A 20,641-nucleotide genomic window follows, 5' to 3' on the forward strand; every position below is an offset into this window, starting at 1 on the left:
GAGCGGGCATCGAGTCGGAGGAGGAAATGCCAGGAGAGCGGCGGGGCCGTCGCAGGTCCCGCCGTGTCGAAGGGTCAGCCTTCCTTGGTGGTGAGCGCGACCGCGACGAAGCGGGTCTGGCCCTTGGCGCTCTTGACGCGCATCAGCACCGCCTTGCGGCCGTTGGCCTGCGCCGCCTTGATCTGCGCCTGGACGTCGGACGGCTTGGAGACGCTGGTGCCGGCGACATCGAGGATCACGTCGCCCGTCTCGATGCCCTTGGCCGCGGCCGGACCCGAGGGATCGACATCCATCACCGCGACGCCGTCGCCGCCGAGCCCGACATCGCCCGCCGGGGCGAGGCTGAGGCCCAGCCGCGGCTGGCCGCCGACGCCGTCGTCGTCGCTGCGGCTCGCGACCTTGCCGTCGGTGGGCAGCGTCCCGAGTTCGACCGTGGCGACGTCGTTCTTGCCGTTGCGCAGGTAGGCGAGCTTCACCGGGGTTCCGGGCTTCAGGCCGGCGATCTTGCGCGAGAGCTCCTTGGCGTCGTTGATCGGCGTGCCGTTGACCGATTCGATCACGTCGCCGGACTTCAGACCGGCCTTGGCCGCCGGGGTGCCGTTCTCGGCATGATCGACCAGCGCGCCCTTGGCCTTGTCGAGGCCGAGGCCGTCGGCGATGTCCTTCGTCACCGGCTGGACCTGCACACCGAGATAGCCGCGCACCACCTTGCCGTCGGTGCGGAGCTGATCGACCACCGCCTGAACCGTCTCGGCGGGGATCGCGAAGGCGAGACCGACCGAGCCGCCCGACGGCGAGGCGATCGCCGTGTTCACGCCCACGACCTCTCCATTGACGTTGAAGGTCGGTCCGCCGGAATTGCCCTTGTTGATCGGCGCGTCGATCTGCAGGAAGTCGTCGTAGGGGCCGGCGCCGATGTCGCGGCCGCGGGCCGAGACGATGCCCGCCGTCACCGTGCCGCCGAGGCCGAACGGGTTGCCGATCGCCACCACCCAGTCGCCGACCCGCGGGGCCCCCTTGCCGAACTGGACGTAGGGGTAGGTACCGCCCTCGTTGATCTTGAGGAGCGCGACGTCGGTCTTCGCATCCTTACCGATCACCTTGGCATCGAGGGTCCGGCCGTCGTCGAGCGTCACCTGCACGGACTTGGCCTTGTCGACGACGTGGTTGTTGGTGACCACGTAGCCGTCGGCCGAGATGATGAAGCCGGAGCCGACCGCCCCGCGCTCGCCGCGCTGCTGCGGCGCGCTGCGGCCCTGCGGCCCACCCTGGCCGAAGCGCTTGAAGAACTCGCGCAGCTGCGGCGGCACCTGCTGCAGGTTGCCGTTGCCGGGGGTCTCGTCGTCATCGTCGCTGGAATCGGCGTTGAGCTTCACCTTCACGGCGACGACGCCCGGCTTCACCTTGTCGACCACGTCGGCGAACGAGCCCGGCGGGTGCTGGGGCGCGGTGATCGGCGTCTGCGGCAGGGCCTGGGCGTAGGCCGGGGTCGCGGGCGGGGTGAGGCCGAAGCCGGCGGCGCCCCCCGCCACGAGGGCGGCCGCGGCGACGGAGGCGAGGGCGCGGCGGCGAACGGTCAGGGTCATGGAACGGTCTCTCTCCGAAAACTCTTGGCCGGCCGCCGGAGCGGCGGGCCGTGACGATGTTTCTAGAGAGGCCCGTCTGACCCCCGCATGGCGCGAAGGTTACGGTTTGGACAGGTGGTGGATCAGTCCGCGAGGCGCGCCAGCGGCGCGGCGCCGGCTCGCCAGCGCAGGTCCGCCAGCAGCCCGAGCGGGTGCGTGTCGAGCACAGGCGTCGTCGGTACGCCCGCCGCGTCGAGCAGGCTCGCGGCCCAGTGATTGCAGACGTTGCTGTAAGAGAACCGGCCTTCCGCCTCGTAGAACAGGCTCGGCCCGTAGAGGCCGGGGCCGAGATCGACCGGCTGGTTGTCCGCGAGTTTGAAGCTCACCTCCAGGCGGGCGAGGAGTCGCGCGAGGCCGGCGCGGGAGATGCGGACCGGGACGATGTCGGCGCTGGGGAAGGAATCGCGGGCCGGACGTTCCAGGCCGACCACTTGGATCACCCCGTCGCTGCCGCCCGGGGTGAACAGGGCGCTGAGCGCAAGGCGCCAGTCGAAGGCCGCGAGCGTCGGCGTGGCACGGTAGAACCGGGCCTCGCCCCAGCCGAATTCCAGCTCCGGAAAATCGCGGAAGCGGGTGGCGATGCTGCGCAAGCCCGCGCCCGCCCCCTCCCCCGTCACGCTCTCGCGCCGAAGCACGATCCCCGAATGCCAGCCGTGGCTGACCAGAAGCACCGTTTCGGCGTCCGGCTCGCTCGTCGGGTAGAGCGCCGGGTCGCCGGGCCGCGCCGTCCACGCCGCGCTCACCCCCACCAGGGCGACGAGCGCGACGAGGAGCCCCGCAAGGAGAAGGACCAGTGCGCGGCCGAGCCGCCTCACGCGTCGGTGAGGCGGGCGAGCGCTTCCTCGATCTTGGCCAGCCGCGCAGCCTCGGCGTCGCGGCGCTCGCGCTGCTCGTCCACCACCTCTTCGGGCGCGCGGGCGATGAAGTCGGCGTTGTTGAGCTTGCCGTCGAGCTTGGCGATCTCGGACTTGGCCTTGCCGCCCTCCTTCCGGAGGCGCGCGACCTCGGCCGCGAGATCGACGATGCCCTCCAGCGGCAGGGCGGCGACACTGCCGCGCACGAGGAGCTGCACCGAATTCTTCGGCGCGGAATCCGCATGTCCAATCTCGGAGAGGCGGGCGAGGCGCACCAGGGTCTCGCTCCAGCGGTCGAGGCGGCTGCGCACGGTGGCGTCGGCCGCGACCATCACCAGCGGGACCTGCGCGCCGGCGGGCACGTTGGTCTCGGAGCGGGCCGAGCGCACTTCGGAGATGAGATCGACCAGCCAGCCGATCTCGGCCTCGGCCTCCGCATCGGCATAGGCCGACAGGTCGGGCCAGGATTCCAGCGCCAGCAGGCCGCGGGTCTCGGGCAAAGCCTCGCCCTTGATCGCCCACAGCTCCTCCGTGAGGAAGGGCATGAACGGGTGCAGCAGCTTGGCGATCTGGTCGATCAGGAAGGCGACGGTTCCTTGCGTCTCCGCCCGCGCGGCCGGATCGACACCCTCGCCCTGCAAGACGGGCTTGGCGAGTTCGAGGTACCAATCACAAAAGACGTTCCAGACGAAGCGGTAGGCGGCCGCCGCCGCATCGTTGAAGCGGTAGACCGTGATGCCCTGGGCCACCTCGGCGACGGCCTTGGCAGCCTCGGTCAGCGCCCAGCGGTTCAGCGTCTCCTTGACGTTCTCGGGGCGGAAATCGGCCTTCAGGGCGCAGCCGTTCAGCTCGGCGAAGCGCGCGGCGTTCCAGAGCTTCGTCGCGAAGTTGCGATAGCTCTCAACCCGCTGCGGCCCGAGCTTGATGTCGCGGCCGGGTGCTGCGAGCGCGGCGAGGGTGAAGCGGAGCGCGTCGGCGCCGAAGCGGTCGATCAGATCGACCGGATCGACGACGTTGCCCTTCGACTTCGACATCTTGGCACCCTTCTCGTCGCGGACGAGGGTGTGCAGGTAGACGGTGTCGAAGGGCGCGCGGTCGGTGAGCTGGAGGCCCATCATCATCATCCGGGCGACCCAGAAGAAGATGATGTCCTTGCCGGTCACCAGGGTGTTGGTCGGGTAGAACCGGGCGAGTTCCGGCGTGGAATCGGGCCAGCCGAGCGTCGAGAACGGCCACAGCGCCGAGGAGAACCACGTGTCGAGCACGTCGGGGTCGCGGGTCAGCGCGACCGGGCGCCCGTGCTTGGCCTGCGCCTGCTCGAGCGCCTCCGCCTCGCTGCCGGCGACGAACCAGTTGCCCTGGTCGTCGTACCAGACCGGGATCTGATGGCCCCACCAGAGCTGGCGCGAGATGCACCACGGCTCGATGTTCTCCAGCCACTGGAAGAAGGTTTTTTCGTAGTTGTCCGGGACGAAGCGGGTCTGCCCGTCGCGCACGGCCTGGAGCGCCCGCTCGGCCAGCGGCTTGACGTTCACGTACCACTGGTCGGTCAGATAGGGCTCGATCACGACGCCGGAACGGTCGCCGTGCGGCACCGCATGGGTGTTGGGCTCGACCGCGCGCAGGCGCCCGCGCTCCTCCATCAGGGCGACGACCTGCTTGCGCGCCTTCTCCCGCTCCAGGCCGTCGAGCGCCATCGCGGCCTCCTCGGGCTCGGCGCCGTCGAGGAAGGCGGCGTTGCCGGCGATCTGGATGCGGGCTTCCGCGTCAAGGATGTTGATGGCGGCGACGCCGGCGCGGCGGCCGACCTCGAAGTCGTTGAAGTCGTGGGCCGGGGTGATCTTGACCGCGCCCGTGCCCTTCTCCGGGTCGGAATAGCTGTCGGCGACGATGGGGATCAGGCGGCCGACGAGCGGCAGGCGCACGCGTTTCCCGACCAACGCGGTATAGCGCTCGTCGTCGGGGTGGACCGCGACCGCCGTGTCGCCGAGCATGGTCTCGGGCCGCGTGGTCGCAACGGTAATGATGTCGCCGGTCTCGGCGCCGGAATCGTCCACGACCGGATAGTCGAAGTGCCAGAGATGTCCCTTGGTCTCGATCTGCTGCACTTCGAGGTCGGAGATCGCGGTCTGGAACTTCGGATCCCAGTTCACGAGGCGCTTGTCGCGGTAGATCAAGCCTTTCGCGTGGAGATCCACGAAGGTCTTGAGGACGGCACGCGACAGGCCCTCGTCCATGGTGAAGCGCTCGCGCGACCAGTCGCAGGAGGCGCCGAGCCGCTTGAGCTGGCCGATGATGGTCCCGCCGGATTCCTCCTTCCAGGCCCAGACCCGGCGCAGGAATTCCTCGCGGCCGAGGGTCCGGCGGTCCGGCTGCTGCGTTTCGGCGAGCTTGCGCTCGACCACCATCTGCGTGGCGATGCCGGCATGGTCCATGCCGGGCTGCCACAGCACGTCGCGCCCGCGCATCCGCTCGAACCGGGCCAGGATGTCCTGGATCGTGTTGTTCAGGGCGTGGCCCATATGCAGCGAGCCCGTCACGTTCGGCGGCGGGATCATGATGCAATAGGGCTCGGCGCCCGCGCGCTCGGGGCGACCGGCGCGGAAGGCATCCGCCTGTTCCCAGGCCGCGGAGACGCGCGCCTCGACGGCGGCGGGATCGAAGGTCTTGTCCATCATGGGCGGAGCGGGCGTTTCGGCGGCGGAAAAAAGCTGCCGCCGCTATCGGCCCGCGGCCCGGCTGCCGTCAACCTCGCGCGGCGGCATGACCGGGCTCTCGCTCACAAGGAGAGCCGGCCGCCAGTGCCGGCATGCGCTGGCGAAAAACTATCTTCCCCGCGCGACGCGCTCGATCTCCACGCTCACGAGGCGCTCGACCATCTGCGGCAGATTCTCGTCGAGCCAGCCCTTCAGCATCGGCCGGAGCATCTCCTTGACGATATCCTCCAGCGTGCGGGCGTTGTTCGACAGCACGGTGTGGGCGAGAAGCTGGAAGCTCTGGCCGACGCTGTCGACGGTGCTCGACGAGACGAGGCGCTCGGTCACTTCCTCTTCGACCGCCGCACGAACCCGCTCGGCCGGGCGCGGCGGTGGCGGCGGCGGCGTGAAGACCGGCTCCGGCTCGAACGCGGGTTCCGGCTCGAAGACCGGCTCGGGCTCGAACGTCGGTTCGGGCTCGAAATCGATCGTCGGCTCCGGCTCAGGCTCCGGCATCCGGAAGTCGATCTCCGGCATGTCGAACGGAAGCGGCTGGGGCTTGCGCACCGGCTGGGCGACCTCGGCGAGGTCGAGGATATCGTCCTCGACCGGAGGTGGCGGCGGGGGCGCGGGCGGCGCGTCCTCGATCTCGGCCGGCTTGGCAGCCTGATCGTCGGCGATGATGCGGCGGATCGAGGCGAGGATCTCCTCCATGGAGGGTTCCTGCGTCTTGTCCTGGACCTTAAGGCTCGCTGCGCTCATCTGGGGCGATACTCGGTGACGATTGACAAGACGACGAAATGGTTAACCAACTATTTCATCGTCTCTTCCGACATCAACCGGCCGCGTGCGACCGCCAACAGGAATCCGCGGCGGGAACCCGTCCCGGGCTCAGCGTCCGTCGGGCGTGCGTACGCCGAACCACAGATCGCGCACCTGATCGAAGTGCTCCCGCGGGCTGTAGGGCGTGACGGGCAGCGAGGTGTAGCGCACGGTGAGCCGGCCCACCGCCTGCACCACGTCGTAGGAGTTCACCACGCGGTTGCGCTGGGCCAGGATCAGGTTGACGCGGGCGTTCAGCAATTCCTGCTGCGCGTTGAGCACGTCGAGGGTGGTACGCTGACCGACGCGGGCTTCCTCGCGCACGCCGTTCAACGCCACCTCGTTGGCCTGCACCTGGGCCTGGGAGGCGATCACCTGGGCCTTGGAGGCTTCGAGGTTGCCCCAGGTCCGCACGATCGAGGCGCGGATCGTGTCGCGGTCGCGGTCGGCCACGAGGCGGGCCTGACCCACATTCTCCTTGGCCTGCCGGATCAACGCGTATTCGGAGCCGCCCTGGTAGAGCGGGATGTTGACGCGGCCGACGATCGAGGCGGTGACGCCGTTGTCGCCGGGGAACTGCTGGTCGTAGCGCTGCTGCACCGCGCCGGTGAGCTGCGCCTGCGGGTAGAGCGCGCCCTCGGCGACCTTCACCTGCAGCTCGGCCACGTCCACGGCGTGGAGCGAGGCGAGGATCTGCGGGTGTTCCTTGAGGCCGACCAGGATGGCTTGGTCGAGGCTGCTCGGCACGAACCGGTCGAGCGGACGGCCCGGGGCGAGCTGGCGCGGCTCGACGCCGATGATCTGCCGATAGATGCCGATCGAGGCGCGCAGATTCGCCTCCGCGGTGGCGACCTGCGAGCGGGCGCCGGCGAGGCGGGCTTCGGCCTGGGCGACGTCGGTGCGGGTCACCTCGCCGACGTTGAAGCGGTCGCGGGTCTGCCGGAGCTGCTCCTCCAGCACCTCGACGTTGTTGCGCTGAAGTTCGAGCGTCGCCGTATCGGACAACACGTTCATGTACGCCTGGGCGGCGTTGAACAGCGTGTTCATCTCCGTCTGGCGCAGCGACTCGCGGGTGCTGAGCACGGTCGATTCGGCGGAGCGGACCCGGTTGTCGGTCTGAAAGCCGTCGAACAGATTCTGGTTGACGGTGAGGCCTGCGCCGGCGGGAACGGTCGAGCCCCGTCGCCCGCCTACCTGGATCCCGGAGATCGAGCCCTGGAACTGCTGGATGCCGATATCGGCCGAGATCGCGGCATTGGGGCGATAGCCCGCCTGGAAGCGGTTCACGTCCTCGTCGGTCGCGCGCAGGTTCGCCCGCGCGGCGTTCAGTGCCGGATTGGCCTGGTAGGCGCGCGACAGCGCGCTCTCGAGGGTCTCGGCGCCGGCCGGGCTCGCGACCACCAGTGCCGTGACGACAGCACCGGCCAGCCGGAGCACAGACCGCGCCGCAGGGTTCCGTTCTCTCACGTCGATCAGCCCTTGCGGTTTCTCGATTCGCCGTCTCGCCGTGCCCGTTCGGGTCTCGTCCCCCGCGGTCCCTTCAGAGGGCGTCGCCGGTTCGTAGACCGTCGGGCTCGTCGGCACGGCCTCTCCCGCGCATCAAGCGCCGGGACAGCCTGCCCGCCTCTGGGCGCAGCATAGCCGAGCTTGATCCTGCAGGGACAGGGCCATGCACACCTGCGTGATCGGATTGGCTGTGGGGTGGCTCATAAAAGCGACACCCGAACGGGGTCGCGTCCGGCCTCGGGGCCGGCATCCGTCCGGTTCGGTGCGAGGCCGGTGTCGCAGGCGCGATCGTCAACCGGCGCAGCGCCGTGAGCTGCACGAAAATGCACCGATCCGGTGCCGTTCTGCCCAACGATAGGGCAGATACGATCCACAGGGTTAAGGAATCGTTTCGAGCCCTAGGCGGCCCGCAGGAATCGGGGCGGCGGGCTCGCGTGGTCCGAGAGCATCGTCCCGAAAGGTGGCATCCGGCTTTCGGAACACGACGATGCGGCCCAAGAACCGAAAGGATCGTCCCGGATCCGATAGCCGGGATGCTTCTCTAGAACGCGAAGCCGGGCTCGGCCGCGAAGGCCTTGAGGGCCGGCAGGTTGGCGTCGAACAGCGGGCGCGCGCCGAAGGCGTCGCCGGCCCGAACGAACAGGGTGGCCTTGGCGTTGCGGTCGGGGCCGAGCACGCAGACGAGGCGGCCATCATCCTGAAGCTGGTCGAGCAAAGCCTGCGGCCGGGTCTCGACCCGGCCCTCGACGAGAATCGCGTCGAAGGGGCCGCCCGCGACCGTCTCGGCGAGGCCACCCTGCACCGTCGCGACCCGGTCGCCGAGCCGCTCCCTGGCGGCGTTGGCCAGGGCGGCATCCGATTCCAGCGCCGTGACCTGCGCACCGAGCCGATCGAGGATGGCGGCGGCGTAGCCGTAGCCGGCGGCGACATTTAGCACGCGGGTTCCGGGGCGCACCTTCAGCGCCTGGACCATGCGAGCCAGGATCATCGGCGCCGCCATCACCCGGGGGCCGTCGTCCGGCGTCGTCACGGTCAGCGCCTGATCGATATAGGCGAAAGCCTCGCGGCCGGCGGGCACGAAGCGTTCGCGCGGCACCGCGTCGAAGGCATCGAGAACGGCGTTGTCGTTGACGTCGAAGGTCCGGAGCTGACAATCGACCATGAGGCGTCGCGCCTGCGCATAATCGAGCATGGAGCCGTCTTTCCCTCGCCGCCGGGCCCGGTCTGCACCGGGCCGCCCTGAGCGGCAGGGGTTTTCACGGATCGTCCGGGGAATTGCAAGGCTATTGCCTGGCTTTGCGGACAGCTCGGCGCCGTTCGTTTCGATCTGCCGAGAAATGTCCGATTTGGAGGCCTCGCCCGGAATCGAACCGGGGTGCAAGGATTTGCAGTCCTCTGCGTAACCACTCCGCCACGAGGCCTCTTTCGCGGCTGGCGCGAAACTCCGGCGGGGCGGCCGGCCCGGAGCGAGGCGCTCTTAGCAGAGCCTCGGGTCGCTCGGCAACGCCCTTCTCGACCGGATCGTCATCGAACCGTCGCGCGGCCGGCGATCCGCCGCCCGCCGCAAAAAAAGCGTCGCCGGAATCGTCCGAGACCCTTGCGCCGGCAATCGAGCAAGGCTAATGACCCCCAGCGCCGCCGAGGCGGCCCGGTGATCCCCGATAGCTCAGTTGGTAGAGCAAGCGACTGTTAATCGCTTTGTCGCAGGTTCGAGTCCTGCTCGGGGAGCCAAACCTTCCATAACATTATCGATATGCGGCAAGCTTGGCCGCGAGCCCCGCACCCGGGTCGGGTTGTGGGGTAATGTCGGCGTTTGCTGAGCGCGGCTCGGTTTGTCGAGCGCGGCAGGATCGCGCCCGTCCGACGGACATTCGCCCCGCAGCCTCGAGCCTTCGACGCGCGCTCGATCACTTCCTCGCCAGCGGCCCGCTGGGCCCCTCGCCTTGCGCAGGCCGCGGGTGCCGTGCAGGCGGGCCCGGCCCCGCGTTGCCTGAGCCAAACCCCTTCAACGCGCGCGCATCCGAGGGACCAAACGCGTCGTCGTCCCAGGGATGAACCGAAATCAGAGGCGGCCTTCGCCGCCTCGATGGGCGGCAACCTCCTGCCGCGCCCGAACCAAACGAGCGACGTTCGTCAGCGGGGCCGAGCGACCCGCGGCACGACGTCGGGCCATGCCGAGCCGCCCGCCTCGTCGCCCAGCCCTGTCGCGATCGACCGCCCTCAGGCTCCCGCGTGCAACGGTCCCCGGAAGGCCCTGACGGATCGGATTCGCCCGTCCGGCGCGAAACGGAACAGGTCGATCACCTCGAGTTCGCCGGTGCCCTCGATGCTGATGACGATGTCGGCAGCGGCGCTCGGCTCGGACACGAGAATGTCTCGCACCGTGATCCGCAGGGACGCGCCCGACACGATGCGACCGGTGGTGGCGAGCACCTCGGCCCTGCCGGAAGCCGACACGTCCCAATCGACGAGCGTGACGTCATCGGTCAGCGTGCGACCCAGCGCGTCGAGATCCTTGCCGTTGAAGGCGTCCATGTAAGCCGAGATCGTCGCCCGACACCGTGTCTCGAAATCGCTCGCCATCGTCTCACCCTCTGTTTCGTTGAGTCGGCCTGCGCCTTCTAGATCATCGTGCCGGGTATGGCATCCGACACGATGCGCTAAGTGAGTGCGCTGCATCGGCTTTTTCCGAAAGCCCGCTGTCGCCGTTCGGACCGACGCCACGGCTTCAGGGGATCCGAACGCGACCGTCGCCGAAATTCTCCGCGCCCGATCGCGCGCTCCCCTCACGCCCGGGACCTTGGGCAGACTCTGGACCTCGGGCAGCCTCTCACGCCGCCTGCTCGATCGTGAATTCCATGCCGCGGCCCGGCCCCTGGTCGGCGTAGTCGGCCAGCATCAAGCCGCGCTCGGCCAACGTCGCCTCCACGGTGTCACGCTGCTTGCGCACCATCTGCCCGATGGCCAGCGGCGTCAGGCGCGGGCTCGCCCGGCGCAGGTCGTCCACGCCGATGCTGGCCGGCACGCCCTCGCTCTCGGCGATGCGGGCGAGCGCCAGACCCAGGTCGCGGGCCTTGGTCTCTGCGGCGGATTTCGGCTTGAAGGCCATGAGGGTCTCCTCCCTGGGCGAACCGCACCCATCCATACTTGTACTTCTTTTGTTCTATAGCTGGCGGGCGAGCCGCGCCAGTCCGCATCGCGTCGCACAAGGCAGCCCGCTCAGCCGAACAGTCCGGCCACGGCCTGTCGCAGCGGGTTCTCCGGGTTCGACAGGAGGCGAATGGCCATGGCGCAGGCGATGACGACGAGGAGCGGGCGGATCAGCCGGGCGCCGAGGCGCACGGCCAGGGCCGAGCCGATCTGCGCCCCGAGGAAGGCGCCCGCCGCCATGGCGAGGCCGACCGGCCAGACCACGACCCCCTGGAGGGTGAACAGGGCGAGGCTGCCGATGTTGCTCGCGGCATTCGACAGCTTGGTATGGGCGGTCGCCCGCACGACGCCCAGGCCGAGCAGCGTCACGAAGCCGATCATGTAGAACGAGCCCGCGCCGGGGCCGAACACGCCGTCGTAGAAGCCCACCGCGGGGGCGAGCGTCAGGGCGAACAGGCCGGGCCCGATCCGCGCGGTCGCGTCCTCGTTGCTCATCCGCCGGGCGGTGGCGAAGTAGAGCGCGATGCCGACGAGCAGCACCGGCACCATCGCGTCGAGCACCGGACGCGGCAGCAGGCTGACGCAGAGCGCGCCGGCCACCGAGGCGAAACCTGCGGCGAGTGCGGCCGGGCCCGCCTCCTTCCAGCGGATCAGGCCGCGCCGGGCGAAGGCTAGCGTGGCCGAGGTCGAGCCGGCGGTGCCCTGGAGCTTGTTGGTGGCGATGGCGCTCACCGGATCGAGGCCAGCGAGGAGCAGGGCGGGCAGCGTCATCAACCCGCCGCCGCCCGCGATGGCATCGACCGCGCCGGCCACCACCGCGACGCCGAACAGGGCGGCGATCGTTTGGGGATCGATCACCATGTGCGCTCCCCCGCCGGCGGGCGTCGAGAAGCCGAATCAACGGGGGCGGGCATCGGGAGCCTGTCGCGGGATTGGGGAGGGACAGTGCCTGCCCTATCGGTTCCCCCCTGCGGACACCATCCCGCCCACTGCAAGGCTGCGACGTTGCCGCCACTGGCGGAACGGAGATTTCCGATGATAATATGTGGGATAAATTCCCACAACCTACCGACGCATGCCTCTCTACTTCTTCGATCTTCACGACGGCACCAACTTCGTCAAGGACGAGGAAGGCTTCGATCTGGAAGGCCCGGACGCGGTGCGCGAGCGTCTAGCCCGGATCATGACCAAGGTCATGCGCGGGGTGACGCCCTCCGCCGACCGCCAGGACTTTTTCGCGATCGCCCGCGACGAACAGGGCCGGGTGCTGTTCCGCGCCCACCTCTCCCTCGACATGGAGGCGGTGGAGAGCGCCTGACGGTTTTCCGCGAAGCCGCGGATCAAAACACGCGCTCGCTCGTCTTCACAGCGAAGCTGTGCCCGGAGAGCCTGCGTTGAGTATCGGACTGATCGCGCTGCTGGACGATGTCGCGGCGCTCGCCAAGATGGCGTCGGCCTCGCTGGACGACGTCGCCGGACAGGCCGCCAAGGCCGGGGCCAAGGCGGCGGGCGTGGTGATCGACGATGCCGCGGTGACGCCGCGCTACGTCGTCGGCTTCGCCGCCGAGCGGGAATTGCCGATCGTCGGCCGGATCGCCCTCGGATCGCTGCGCAACAAGCTTCTGTTCCTGCTGCCGGGCGCGCTGGCACTCAGCGCCTTCGCTCCCTGGGCGATCACGCCGCTGCTCATGCTCGGCGGGGCCTATCTCTGCTACGAGGGCACCGAGAAGGTCTACGAGGCGCTGTTCCCCCTCAAGGCCCACGGCCACGAGGAGGAGGTCGCCGCCGCGGCGGACAGCGCGATGGAGGACCGCCGGGTCGCCAGCGCCATCAAGACCGACTTCATCCTCTCGGCCGAGATCATGGCGATCACGCTGGCCGCGATTCCCGAGGGGAGTTTCTGGACCAAGGCGGCGGTGCTCGCGATCGTGGCGGTCGGCATCACCGCGGCGGTCTACGGTGCGGTCGCCCTGATCGTGAAGGCGGACGATGCCGGCATGGCGCTCGCCGCCAACCGGAACCCGTCCTTCATCGGCGGCCTCGGCCGCGGCATCGGCCGGGCGGTGGTGAAGGGCATGCCGTATCTGCTCAAGATCCTCGCCGTGGTCGGCACCGCGGCGATGATCTGGGTCGGCGGCGGCATCCTGATCCACGGTCTCGAGGAGTACGGCGTGAAGGCGCCGGCCCACGCGATCCACGATGCGGCGGCCTCCGTGGCGGGGCTCGTGCCCGTGGCCCACGGCTTCGTCGAGTGGCTCGTCACGGCGGCCGCCTCCGGCCTCGTCGGCCTTGTCGTCGGCGCGCTGCTGATTCCGGTGACGAGCTACGTCATCGCGCCGGTGTGGCGGGGCGTGGCCGGGCTGCGGCAGAAGGCGGCCTAGAGCGCTTTCCGACGAAGTGGATGCCGGTTCGGCGAAAGAAAGCGCGGTTTAACAAAAGCTTAGAGATGCGTCCCGACCCAACGCGGTCGGGCGCAGCTCTGACGCCTCACATCTGAATGACGCGGATATTGTTGGTGTTGCCGATTGTGTGGAAGGGGATGCCCGCGGCTGCTACGATCATGTCGTGCTCCTTGGCAAAACCCTCCTCGCGGGCGTGACGGGCGGCCTCGCTCGTCATCTCCTCGTAGGAATCGACGTCCGCCGTGTGGACGCTGTGCGTGCCCCAGAGCAGGCTGAGGCGGCGTGAGGTCTCGCGGCTCGGGGTCAGGGCCAGGATCGGCACCGCCGGGCGCTTGCGCGCAACCCGCGCCGCGGTGGTACCGCTGGTGGTGTAGGCCGCGATGGCGCGGGCCTGGATCGCCTCGGCCAGCAAAGCGGTCGCGGTCGCGACGGCATGCGGCGGGGTTTCCTCCTCGCCCGGCTCGGAGGCCGCGACGATGGAGCGGTAGAGCTTGTGCCCCTCCACCGAGCGGATGATGCGGTCCATCATCGCCACCGCCTCGACCGGATAGCGGCCGGTGGCCGATTCCGCCGAGAGCATCACGGCATCCGCCCCGTCATAGATCGCGGTGGCCACGTCCGAGGCCTCGGCGCGGGTGGGTGCGGGGGCGCCCACCATCGAGTCGAGCATTTGGGTCGCCACCACGACCGGCTTCACCGCGAGCCGGCAGGCTCGGATCAGCTCCTTCTGTCGGCCCGGCACGTCCTCGTGCGGGATCTCGACGCCGAGATCGCCGCGGGCGACCATCACGGCATCCGACAGGCGGATGATGTCCTCGATGCGGTCGAGCGCCTGCGGCTTCTCGATCTTCGACATGATGCCGGCCCGGTCTCCGATCAGGCCGCGGGCCTCCAGCACGTCGGAGGGCGTCTGCACGAAGGACAGCGCCACCCAATCGACGCCGAGTTCGAGGCCGAAGGCGAGGTCGGCGCGGTCCTTCTGCGTGAGCGGCGAGAGGTCGAGGAGCGTGCCGGGCAGGTTCACGCCCTTGCGGTTCGAGATGATGCCCGCGGTGACGACCTCGGCTTCGATCGCCCGCGCCTCGACGCCGACGACGCGCACGCGCACCCGGCCGTCGTCGATCAGCAGGTCCTGGCCCGGCACCACGGCGGCGAAGATTTCCGGGTGATGCAGGGGGATCGCGTCCTTGCCGCCCTCCACGCCGTCGAGAACGAAGCGCACGCGCTCGCCCGCTGCCAGGTCGAGCCGACCGTCGCGCACGGTGCCGACGCGGATCTTCGGGCCCTGCAGATCCTGTAGGATGCCGATGGGGCGCCCGACCTCCGCCTCCAGCGCGCGGATGGCGGCGTGGACCCTGGCGTGGTCGGCCTGGACGCCGTGGCTGAAATTGAGGCGGAAGGTATCCACGCCGGCCAGGAACAGGGCCTTCAGCTTCTCCGGCGTGTCGGTCGCTGGGCCGACGGTGGCGACGATCTTGGCGTAGCGGTGACGGCGCATGGTTCGCTCGGCCGGGGGGCCGCCTCTCGCGATGATGGAGTCGTAGGGCGTCTCAGAACACGTGGAACGACACGCCCGCCAAAAAGCTCTTCTCTTCCGTGCCCTTGAAGTCGACGCGCTCGATGTTGCCGAACTTGTTGTGCCAGTACTGGAAGCCGACGAAGACATCGACCCGGTTGGGCTGGTCGTAGAACAGCTGGCCGAGATCGAGCACGAGGTTGGTGCGCGACAAGAATTCGAGGCCGGTCTTCGGGTTGAAGGCGAAGGCCGCCGGGTTGGTGACGCCGCGCCCCTTGGGCAGCACGACGTTGTTGAAACCCGCGATCCGCAGCGGCAGGCCGGTGAAGGTGAGCGGGAAGCTGTAGACCAGTTCGAACTCGGGCACGGTGTCGAAACTCACCGAACGGTCCGGGCCGAGGTTGAAGCCGTTGCGGTTCCATTCCTTGTAGGCGTGGACCGACAGGTTGAGAAATCCGGCGGGCACGTCGAAGGCGAAGTTCAGGCCGCCGACTACGTCGCGCTTCTTTGGGCCGAACGGCGAGTTCTGCGCGTTGGCATCGAACCCGAAGGACAATGAGACGTCCTTCACGATCCCGGGGATCGTGAAAGCCTTGGTGCCCGAGAGCGCGTTGAGGCTGAGCGTGCCGCGATAGAGCCCGTAGGCTTCGGTGTTGCCGTAATCGTAAGCCGCGAAGCCCCCCGGCGCGTTGGTGGTGCCGGCGGGGAATTGCGAACCGGATTTCAGGATGTCGAGGGCGAAGAAGTTGGTGCCGTAGGCCCAGGCATCGGCGTGTGCGATGCCGAGGATGTGCTTCGGCGCGTCACGATTGCGGAAGCGCCCGTCCGCCTCGCGCACCTGGCTGCCGGGGTCTGCCGACGGGTATTGATAGCGGTAGCTGATCTGGGTGTCGCTGAAGACGAAGAACGGGATTTCCTTCACCGGGGCTACGTCCGGCGGCACGATCCCCGAGGGGAGATCGGCGGCCGAGGCCCGGCCGACCGAGAAAAGCGCGAGCGAAGCGGCCGCGAGCCAGCGTGCGAGCATGAAATCCCCCTCCCGTTGTGCCGGCTTTGCCGGTCCCCCCTCTCCGCTCGAACGGCGTCGTCACGCCGCCCGAGCGGTCTCGATCACTTGCCTTGACCGATCTCGTGCGCGGCCATGCGCTCCAGCGCGCGCACCATCGCCGAATGGTCCTGATCGCCCCCACCGTTCGCCGCGCAGGCGTTGAACAGCTCCAGCGCGGTCGCGGTGTTGGGCAGCGCCACGCCGAGCGTGCGCCCGCCCTGGAGCGCGAGGTTCAGGTCCTTGCGGTGCAGGTCGATCCGGAAGCCCGGATCGAAGGTGCGCTTGACCATCCGCTCGCCGTGCACTTCCAGGATGCGCGAGGCGGCAAAGCCCCCCATCAGCGCCTCGCGGACGCGGGCCGGATCGGCGCCGGCCTTGGAGGCGAAGACCAGCGCCTCGCCGACCGCCTCGATGGTGAGCGCGACGATGATCTGGTTGGCGACCTTGGTGGTCTGGCCGTCGCCGTTGGCGCCGACCAAGGTGATGTTTTTGCCCATCGCCTCGAACAGGGGTTTGGCCCGCACGAAAGCATCTTCGGGGCCGCCGACCATGATGGTGAGGCTCCCGGCCTTGGCGCCCACCTCTCCGCCGGAGACCGGCGCGTCGAGATAGGCCGAGCCGAGTTCGTTGATGCGCTCGGCGAATCCCCGCGTGGCGATCGGGTCGATCGAGCTCATGTCGATCACGATCTTTTGGGAGCTGCCCAAGCCCTCGGCGACGCCGTCGGCCCCGAACAGGACTTCGGCCACCTGCGGCGTGTCGGGCAGCATGGTGATGACGATGTCGGCCCGCTCCGCGACCTCGCGGGCGGAGGCGCAGGCGGTGCCGCCGGCCGCGATCAGGTCGGCAGGCACCTCGCGGCGGCTCTTGAGGAAGAGTTTGTAGCCGGCCTTGATCAGGTTCTCCGCCATGGGCCGGCCCATGATGCCGAGGCCGATGAATCCGATGGTCGCCATGTGATAGATCCTTAAGATTGGGGCTGCCGTGTCCGGCCGATCTGTTCGGGGGCCGTTGGCCGCGCTCCTCCCCCTTGTGGGGAGGGGAACGCGTTGCGCCTTCCGCGAGCGTGAACGCTTAGTCCCGATACGGCGCGAACCAGTCGAGGCCGTCGCTCGTAGTGGTGGCGGGGCGGTATTCGCAGCCGATCCAGCCGCGGTAACCGATGGCGTCGAGGTGGCGGAACAGGAACGGGTAGTTGATCTCGCCGGTGCCGGGCTCGTGGCGGCCGGGATTGTCGGCGAGCTGGATGTGGGCGATGCGCGGCAGGTTCTCTTGAATCGTGCGCGCGAGATCGCCCTCCATGATCTGCATGTGATAGGCGTCGTACTGCACGAACAGGTTGTCGGAGCCGACCTCCTCGATCAGCGCCACGGCCTGAGCCGTGTTCGTCAGGAAGAAGCCGGGGATGTCGCGGGTGTTGATCGGCTCGATCAGCAGGCGGATGCCGGCCTTCTTCAGCTCCCCGGCCGCGAAAGCGAGGTTTTCCCGAAGCGTGTCGTGCAGACGGGCACGCTCCACACCCTCCGGGCTGATCCCGGCGAGGCAGTTGATCTGCCGGCAGCCGAGCGTGCCGGCATAGTCGACGGCGCGAGCCACGCCCTCGCGGAATTCCTGCCTGCGTTCCGCTAGCACGGCGATGCCGCGCTCGCCCGCCGCCCAGTCGCCCGCGGGCAGGTTGTGCAGCGCGAGGGTGAGTTCGTGGCGCACCAGACGTTCGTGGATCGCCTCCTTGGCGTGCTCGTAGGGGAACAGGAACTCGACGCCGCGAAAGCCCGCGCGGGCGGCCTGTTCGAAGCGGTCGAGGAAGGGGTGTTCGTTGAAGAGCAGGGTGAGGTTGGCGGCGAAATTGGGCATGGGACTTTCGATTCCTTCGTCGCACCGGCCTCGTCATTCCGGGGCTCGCCGAAGGCGAGAGCCCGGAATCCAAGACTGGGCACAGTGCTTGTCCGTGGATTCCGTGTTCCGCTGCGCGGCCCCGGAATGACGGGGTTGGTTTGTTCACGCCGCGACGGGCGCGGGCAACGTCTGGCTGGACTTCAGCGACAGCTCGGGGTCGAGGCAGAGGATCTCCTCGAACTCGTTGATGCCGTCGACCTCGGTGCCCATGCTGATGTTGGTGACGCGCTCAAGGATGAATTCGAGCACGACGGGGACCTGATGCTCCGCCATCAGCGCCTCGGCGCGGGCGAAGGCGTCCTTGAACTCGTTGGGGCTCTTCACCCGGATCGCCTTGCAGCCGAGCCCTTCGGCGACCGCGACGTGATCGACGCCGTAGCCCGGCACCGCGTCGCCCTCCGGCCGCGCGTTGATGTTGTCGAAGGCCAAGCTGACCTCGAAATCCATCCCGAAGCCGCGCTGCGACTGCCGGATCAGGCCGAGATACGAATTGTTCACGACGACGTGGAGGTAGGGCAGCTTGTGCTGCGCCCCGACCGCCAGTTCCTCGATCAGGAACTGGAAGTCGTAATCGCCCGACAGCGCGACGATCTTGCGGTCCGGGTCGGCGGCGCGGACGCCCAGCGCCGCGGGCAACGTCCAGCCGAGCGGGCCGGCCTGCCCGCAATTGATCCAGTGGCGCGGATGGTGGACGTGCAGGAACTGCGCGCCCGCGATCTGCGACAGGCCGATGGTGGTGACGTAGCAGACGTCGCGGCCGAGCGCCTCGTTCATCTCCTGATAGACCCGCTGAGGCTTGAGCGGCACCTGATCGAAGTGGGATTTCCGAAGCATCGCCCGCTTGCGGTGGGCGCAGGCCGAGGCCCAGACCGCGCGGTCGCGCAGCTCTTCCCTCGCCTTCAGATCGCGGGCAACCGCGATGAACTCGCGCAAGGCCGCGCCGGCATCCGAGACGATGCCGAGATCGGGGCCGAAGACGCGGCCGATCTGGGTCGGCTCGATATCGACGTGAACGAAGGTGCGGCCCTTGGTGTAGACCTCGACCGAGCCGGTGTGGCGGTTGGCCCAGCGGTTGCCGATGCCGAGGACGAAGTCGGATTCGAGGAAGGTGCGGTTGCCGTAGCGGTGGCTCGTTTGCAGCCCGACCATGCCGGCCATGAGCGGGTGGTCGTCGGGGATCGCGCCCCAGCCCATCAGGGTCGGGATGACCGGAACGCCGGTCAGCTCGGCGAACTCGACCAGCAGCTCGCAGGCATCCGCGTTGACGATGCCGCCGCCGGCGACGATCAGCGGGCGCTCCGCCGCCTGGAGCATGGCAATCGCGCGCTCCGCCTGACGGCGCGAGCAAGCGGGCTTGTAGGGCGTCAGCGGCTCGTAGGCCTCCGCGTCGAACTCGATCTCGGCGACCTGAACGTCGATCGGCAGGTCGATCAGGACCGGGCCGGGGCGCCCGGAGCGCATCAGGTGGAACGCTTGGCTGAAGACCTGCGGGACGAGCGCCGGCTCGCGGACCGTGACGGCCCACTTGGTGACGGGCTTGGCGATCGACTCGATGTCGACGGCCTGGAAATCCTCCTTGTGGAGCTTGGCCCGCGGCGCCTGACCGGTGATGCACAGGATCGGGATCGAGTCGGCCGAGGCCGAGTAGAGCCCGGTGATCATATCGGTGCCGGCCGGGCCGGACGTGCCGATGCAGATGCCGATATTGCCGGCCTTGGCCCGGGTGTAACCTTCCGCCATGTGCGAGGCGCCCTCGACATGGCGGGCCAGCACGTGGCGGATCGTGCCGCGTGCCCGTAACGCGGAATAGAGCGGGTTGATCGCGGCGCCGGGAACGCCGAAGGCACAATTCACGCCCTCGCGTTCCATGACGAGAACCGCAGCATCGATCGCGCGCATCTTGGGCACGGCGTCCTCCTTTTTGTGATTTTTTGTTTTTACTCTACTTGGAAGCGTCGTTGAATACAGGCGGTTCGATTTGATTTATTCCGCCAGAGAATAACCGAATATTGTCATCCCGCTCCTGCCACCATGCGCCCCGCAGGCGCGGGGCGAGGTGGCGGATCAGCGCCGTGACCTTGCGCGGCACGAGCTTGGGCGAGGGGAACACCGCGTAGAGTTCCTGATCGGGCAGGACGTAGCCGGGCAGGCACTCGGTGAGGTCGCCGGCCTCGATCGCGCCCTGCGCGACGTAGCGGGGCAGGATCGCTACGCCGAGGCCGGAGCGCGTCGCCGAGAGCAGCGTCGGCAGGTTGTTGGAGCGCAGACAGCCGCGCACGCTCGCCGCGTGCGTCCGCCCGTCGGTGCTGCGCATCTGCCAGACGGCGTCGCCCTGGACGCTCGAATAGACGATGCAATCGTGACCCGTGAGGTCGTCGGGCGTGGTCAGCGGCTTGGCGCGGGCGAAGTAGGCGGGCGCGGCCACCATCACCCAGGGGTTGGCGCCGAGATAGCGCCCGCCGAGCGACGAGTCGGTGAGGCGGCCCATCCGCAGCGCCACATCGATGCCCCGCGCGATGAGATCGACGTAAGCGTCCTCGCAGGTGAGATCGACCTTGAGCCGCGGGTTGGCCGCGATGAACGGCAGCAGCATCGGCCCCAGCACCGCCTCGCCGAAGGCGACCGAGGTGGAGATACGCAACGTGCCGTCGAGTTCGGCATCGTGCCGGCGCACCAGCCCCTCGGCCTCCTCGATCTGGCGCAGGATGGCGCGGCAGGTCTCGTAATAGAGCTTGCCCGCCTCGTTGAGGGTGAGGCCGCGGGTGTTGCGGTTGATCAGCCGCGTGCCGAGGCGGTTTTCCAGCCACGCCACCGTCTTGGTGACGGTGGATTGGGCGATCTCCAGATCCTCGGCGGCGCGGGAGAAGCTGTTCAGCTCCGCCACGCGGACGAAGACGCGCATGCCGGTCAGTTGGTCCATGGGGCGCTCCGCGCTGGGCGCGAACGCGCCCTCCCCTCTCCCCTCCGCGGGAGAGGGTGGCCCCCGAAGGGGGTCGGGTGAGGGGAGCGACGGTTCAGCTTGGCCGCGCTCGATCCGGACTCTCCGGAAGCGTGGTTCCCCTCTCCCGCCCCGCATCCGCGGGGCATCCTCCCCCGCGGAGGGGGGAGGGTTGCGCGTTGAGTTTT

Annotated in this window: 17 protein-coding genes and 2 tRNA genes; 3 read left to right on the forward strand and 16 right to left on the reverse strand. The window is 68.9% G+C overall.

What is annotated here, in order from left to right; translation table 11 throughout:
- Positions 1-74: 74 nt before the first annotated feature.
- From BM140_RS08185 to BM140_RS08215, 7 genes are all read right to left on the reverse strand, one after another.
- Positions 75-1,586 (reverse strand): Do family serine endopeptidase, encoded by a 1,512-nt coding sequence (locus BM140_RS08185; protein ID WP_091943912.1) that lies wholly within the window; start codon positions 1,584-1,586, stop codon positions 75-77.
- Positions 1,587-1,708: 122 nt separating this feature from the next.
- The gene (locus tag BM140_RS08190; protein ID WP_091943916.1) at positions 1,709-2,440 is read right to left on the reverse strand and encodes a DUF2459 domain-containing protein; all 732 of its coding nucleotides are present in this window, start codon (positions 2,438-2,440) and stop codon (positions 1,709-1,711) included.
- A complete protein-coding gene (locus tag BM140_RS08195; protein ID WP_091943919.1) occupies positions 2,437-5,157 on the reverse strand; it encodes a valine--tRNA ligase in 2,721 nt (906 codons plus the stop codon). The genes BM140_RS08190 and BM140_RS08195 overlap by 4 nt, the downstream gene beginning before the upstream one ends.
- 147 nt (positions 5,158-5,304) lie before the next feature.
- A complete protein-coding gene (locus tag BM140_RS26565; protein ID WP_280142585.1) occupies positions 5,305-5,937 on the reverse strand; it encodes a PopZ family protein in 633 nt (210 codons plus the stop codon).
- Between the two features lie 129 nt (positions 5,938-6,066).
- On the reverse strand, positions 6,067-7,491 hold the full coding sequence (locus BM140_RS08205) for a TolC family outer membrane protein (protein WP_425287052.1): 1,425 nt from the start codon (positions 7,489-7,491) through the stop codon (positions 6,067-6,069).
- A gap of 553 nt (positions 7,492-8,044) precedes the next feature.
- Complete coding sequence (locus BM140_RS08210; RefSeq protein ID WP_091943928.1) at positions 8,045-8,695, reverse strand: protein-L-isoaspartate O-methyltransferase family protein; 651 nt, start codon at positions 8,693-8,695, stop codon at positions 8,045-8,047.
- 155 nt (positions 8,696-8,850) lie between these two features.
- Positions 8,851-8,924, reverse strand: a tRNA-Cys gene (locus BM140_RS08215).
- Between the two features lie 234 nt (positions 8,925-9,158).
- On the opposite strand from BM140_RS08215, the gene BM140_RS08220 reads away from it, so the two are divergent.
- Positions 9,159-9,234 (forward strand) — tRNA-Asn (locus BM140_RS08220).
- A 489-nt stretch (positions 9,235-9,723) separates the two neighbouring features.
- Here BM140_RS08220 and BM140_RS08225 read toward each other — a convergent pair.
- The 3 genes from BM140_RS08225 to BM140_RS08235 form a co-directional block, all read right to left on the reverse strand.
- On the reverse strand, positions 9,724-10,182 hold the full coding sequence (locus BM140_RS08225; protein WP_091943931.1) for a nuclear transport factor 2 family protein: 459 nt from the start codon (positions 10,180-10,182) through the stop codon (positions 9,724-9,726).
- A 151-nt stretch (positions 10,183-10,333) separates the two neighbouring features.
- Positions 10,334-10,612: an adenylosuccinate synthase gene (locus BM140_RS08230; RefSeq protein ID WP_091943934.1), complete on the reverse strand. Its 279-nt coding sequence runs from the start codon at positions 10,610-10,612 to the stop codon at positions 10,334-10,336.
- 110 nt (positions 10,613-10,722) lie between these two features.
- Complete coding sequence (locus BM140_RS08235) at positions 10,723-11,514, reverse strand: TSUP family transporter (protein WP_091943937.1); 792 nt, start codon at positions 11,512-11,514, stop codon at positions 10,723-10,725.
- Positions 11,515-11,728: 214 nt separating this feature from the next.
- Between BM140_RS08235 and BM140_RS08240 the strand changes: the two genes are divergently transcribed.
- On the forward strand, positions 11,729-11,971 hold the full coding sequence (locus BM140_RS08240) for a DUF6894 family protein (protein ID WP_091943940.1): 243 nt from the start codon (positions 11,729-11,731) through the stop codon (positions 11,969-11,971).
- A gap of 76 nt (positions 11,972-12,047) precedes the next feature.
- The gene (locus tag BM140_RS08245; protein WP_091943943.1) at positions 12,048-13,034 is read left to right on the forward strand and encodes a DUF808 domain-containing protein; all 987 of its coding nucleotides are present in this window, start codon (positions 12,048-12,050) and stop codon (positions 13,032-13,034) included.
- Between the two features lie 106 nt (positions 13,035-13,140).
- Here BM140_RS08245 and pyk read toward each other — a convergent pair whose 3' ends face one another.
- The 6 genes from pyk to BM140_RS08275 all read right to left on the reverse strand — a co-directional run bounded on the left by pyk (position 13,141) and on the right by BM140_RS08275 (position 20,435).
- Positions 13,141-14,553 carry a pyruvate kinase gene (gene pyk / locus BM140_RS08250; RefSeq protein WP_091943948.1) on the reverse strand — a complete coding sequence of 471 codons (1,413 nt, stop codon included), beginning with the start codon at positions 14,551-14,553 and terminating at the stop codon, positions 13,141-13,143.
- 52 nt (positions 14,554-14,605) lie between these two features.
- Entirely contained in the window at positions 14,606-15,598 is a 993-nt protein-coding gene (locus BM140_RS08255; protein ID WP_091943951.1) for a hypothetical protein, read from the reverse strand.
- An 83-nt stretch (positions 15,599-15,681) separates the two neighbouring features.
- Positions 15,682-16,575 carry a 2-hydroxy-3-oxopropionate reductase gene (locus tag BM140_RS08260; RefSeq protein WP_091943954.1) on the reverse strand — a complete coding sequence of 298 codons (894 nt, stop codon included), beginning with the start codon at positions 16,573-16,575 and terminating at the stop codon, positions 15,682-15,684.
- Positions 16,576-16,693: 118 nt separating this feature from the next.
- A complete protein-coding gene (gene hyi, locus BM140_RS08265) occupies positions 16,694-17,473 on the reverse strand; it encodes a hydroxypyruvate isomerase (protein WP_091943957.1) in 780 nt (259 codons plus the stop codon).
- Between the two features lie 144 nt (positions 17,474-17,617).
- A complete protein-coding gene (gene gcl, locus BM140_RS08270; protein ID WP_091943960.1) occupies positions 17,618-19,423 on the reverse strand; it encodes a glyoxylate carboligase in 1,806 nt (601 codons plus the stop codon).
- 34 nt (positions 19,424-19,457) lie between these two features.
- Positions 19,458-20,435 (reverse strand): LysR family transcriptional regulator, encoded by a 978-nt coding sequence (locus tag BM140_RS08275; protein ID WP_091943962.1) that lies wholly within the window; start codon positions 20,433-20,435, stop codon positions 19,458-19,460.
- Positions 20,436-20,641: the final 206 nt, after the last annotated feature.

Origin of the sequence: Methylorubrum salsuginis (assembly GCF_900114375.1) — a bacterium.
Taxonomy (GTDB): domain Bacteria; phylum Pseudomonadota; class Alphaproteobacteria; order Rhizobiales; family Beijerinckiaceae; genus Methylobacterium; species Methylobacterium salsuginis.

Coding starts and splice junctions, on each gene's coding strand:
- BM140_RS08185 (WP_091943912.1), bottom strand. CDS start 1,586: ATGACCCTGACCGTTCGCCGCCGCGCCCTCGCCTCCGTCGCCGCGGCC.
- BM140_RS08195 (WP_091943919.1), bottom strand. CDS start 5,157: ATGATGGACAAGACCTTCGATCCCGCCGCCGTCGAGGCGCGCGTCTCC.
- BM140_RS26565 (WP_280142585.1), bottom strand. CDS start 5,937: ATGAGCGCAGCGAGCCTTAAGGTCCAGGACAAGACGCAGGAACCCTCC.
- BM140_RS08210 (WP_091943928.1), bottom strand. CDS start 8,695: ATGCTCGATTATGCGCAGGCGCGACGCCTCATGGTCGATTGTCAGCTC.
- BM140_RS08225 (WP_091943931.1), bottom strand. CDS start 10,182: ATGCAGCGCACTCACTTAGCGCATCGTGTCGGATGCCATACCCGGCAC.
- BM140_RS08230 (WP_091943934.1), bottom strand. CDS start 10,612: ATGGCCTTCAAGCCGAAATCCGCCGCAGAGACCAAGGCCCGCGACCTG.
- BM140_RS08235 (WP_091943937.1), bottom strand. CDS start 11,514: ATGGTGATCGATCCCCAAACGATCGCCGCCCTGTTCGGCGTCGCGGTG.
- BM140_RS08240 (WP_091943940.1), top strand. CDS start 11,729: ATGCCTCTCTACTTCTTCGATCTTCACGACGGCACCAACTTCGTCAAG.
- pyk (WP_091943948.1), bottom strand. CDS start 14,553: ATGCGCCGTCACCGCTACGCCAAGATCGTCGCCACCGTCGGCCCAGCG.
- BM140_RS08255 (WP_091943951.1), bottom strand. CDS start 15,598: ATGCTCGCACGCTGGCTCGCGGCCGCTTCGCTCGCGCTTTTCTCGGTC.
- BM140_RS08260 (WP_091943954.1), bottom strand. CDS start 16,575: ATGGCGACCATCGGATTCATCGGCCTCGGCATCATGGGCCGGCCCATG.
- hyi (WP_091943957.1), bottom strand. CDS start 17,473: ATGCCCAATTTCGCCGCCAACCTCACCCTGCTCTTCAACGAACACCCC.
- BM140_RS08275 (WP_091943962.1), bottom strand. CDS start 20,435: ATGGACCAACTGACCGGCATGCGCGTCTTCGTCCGCGTGGCGGAGCTG.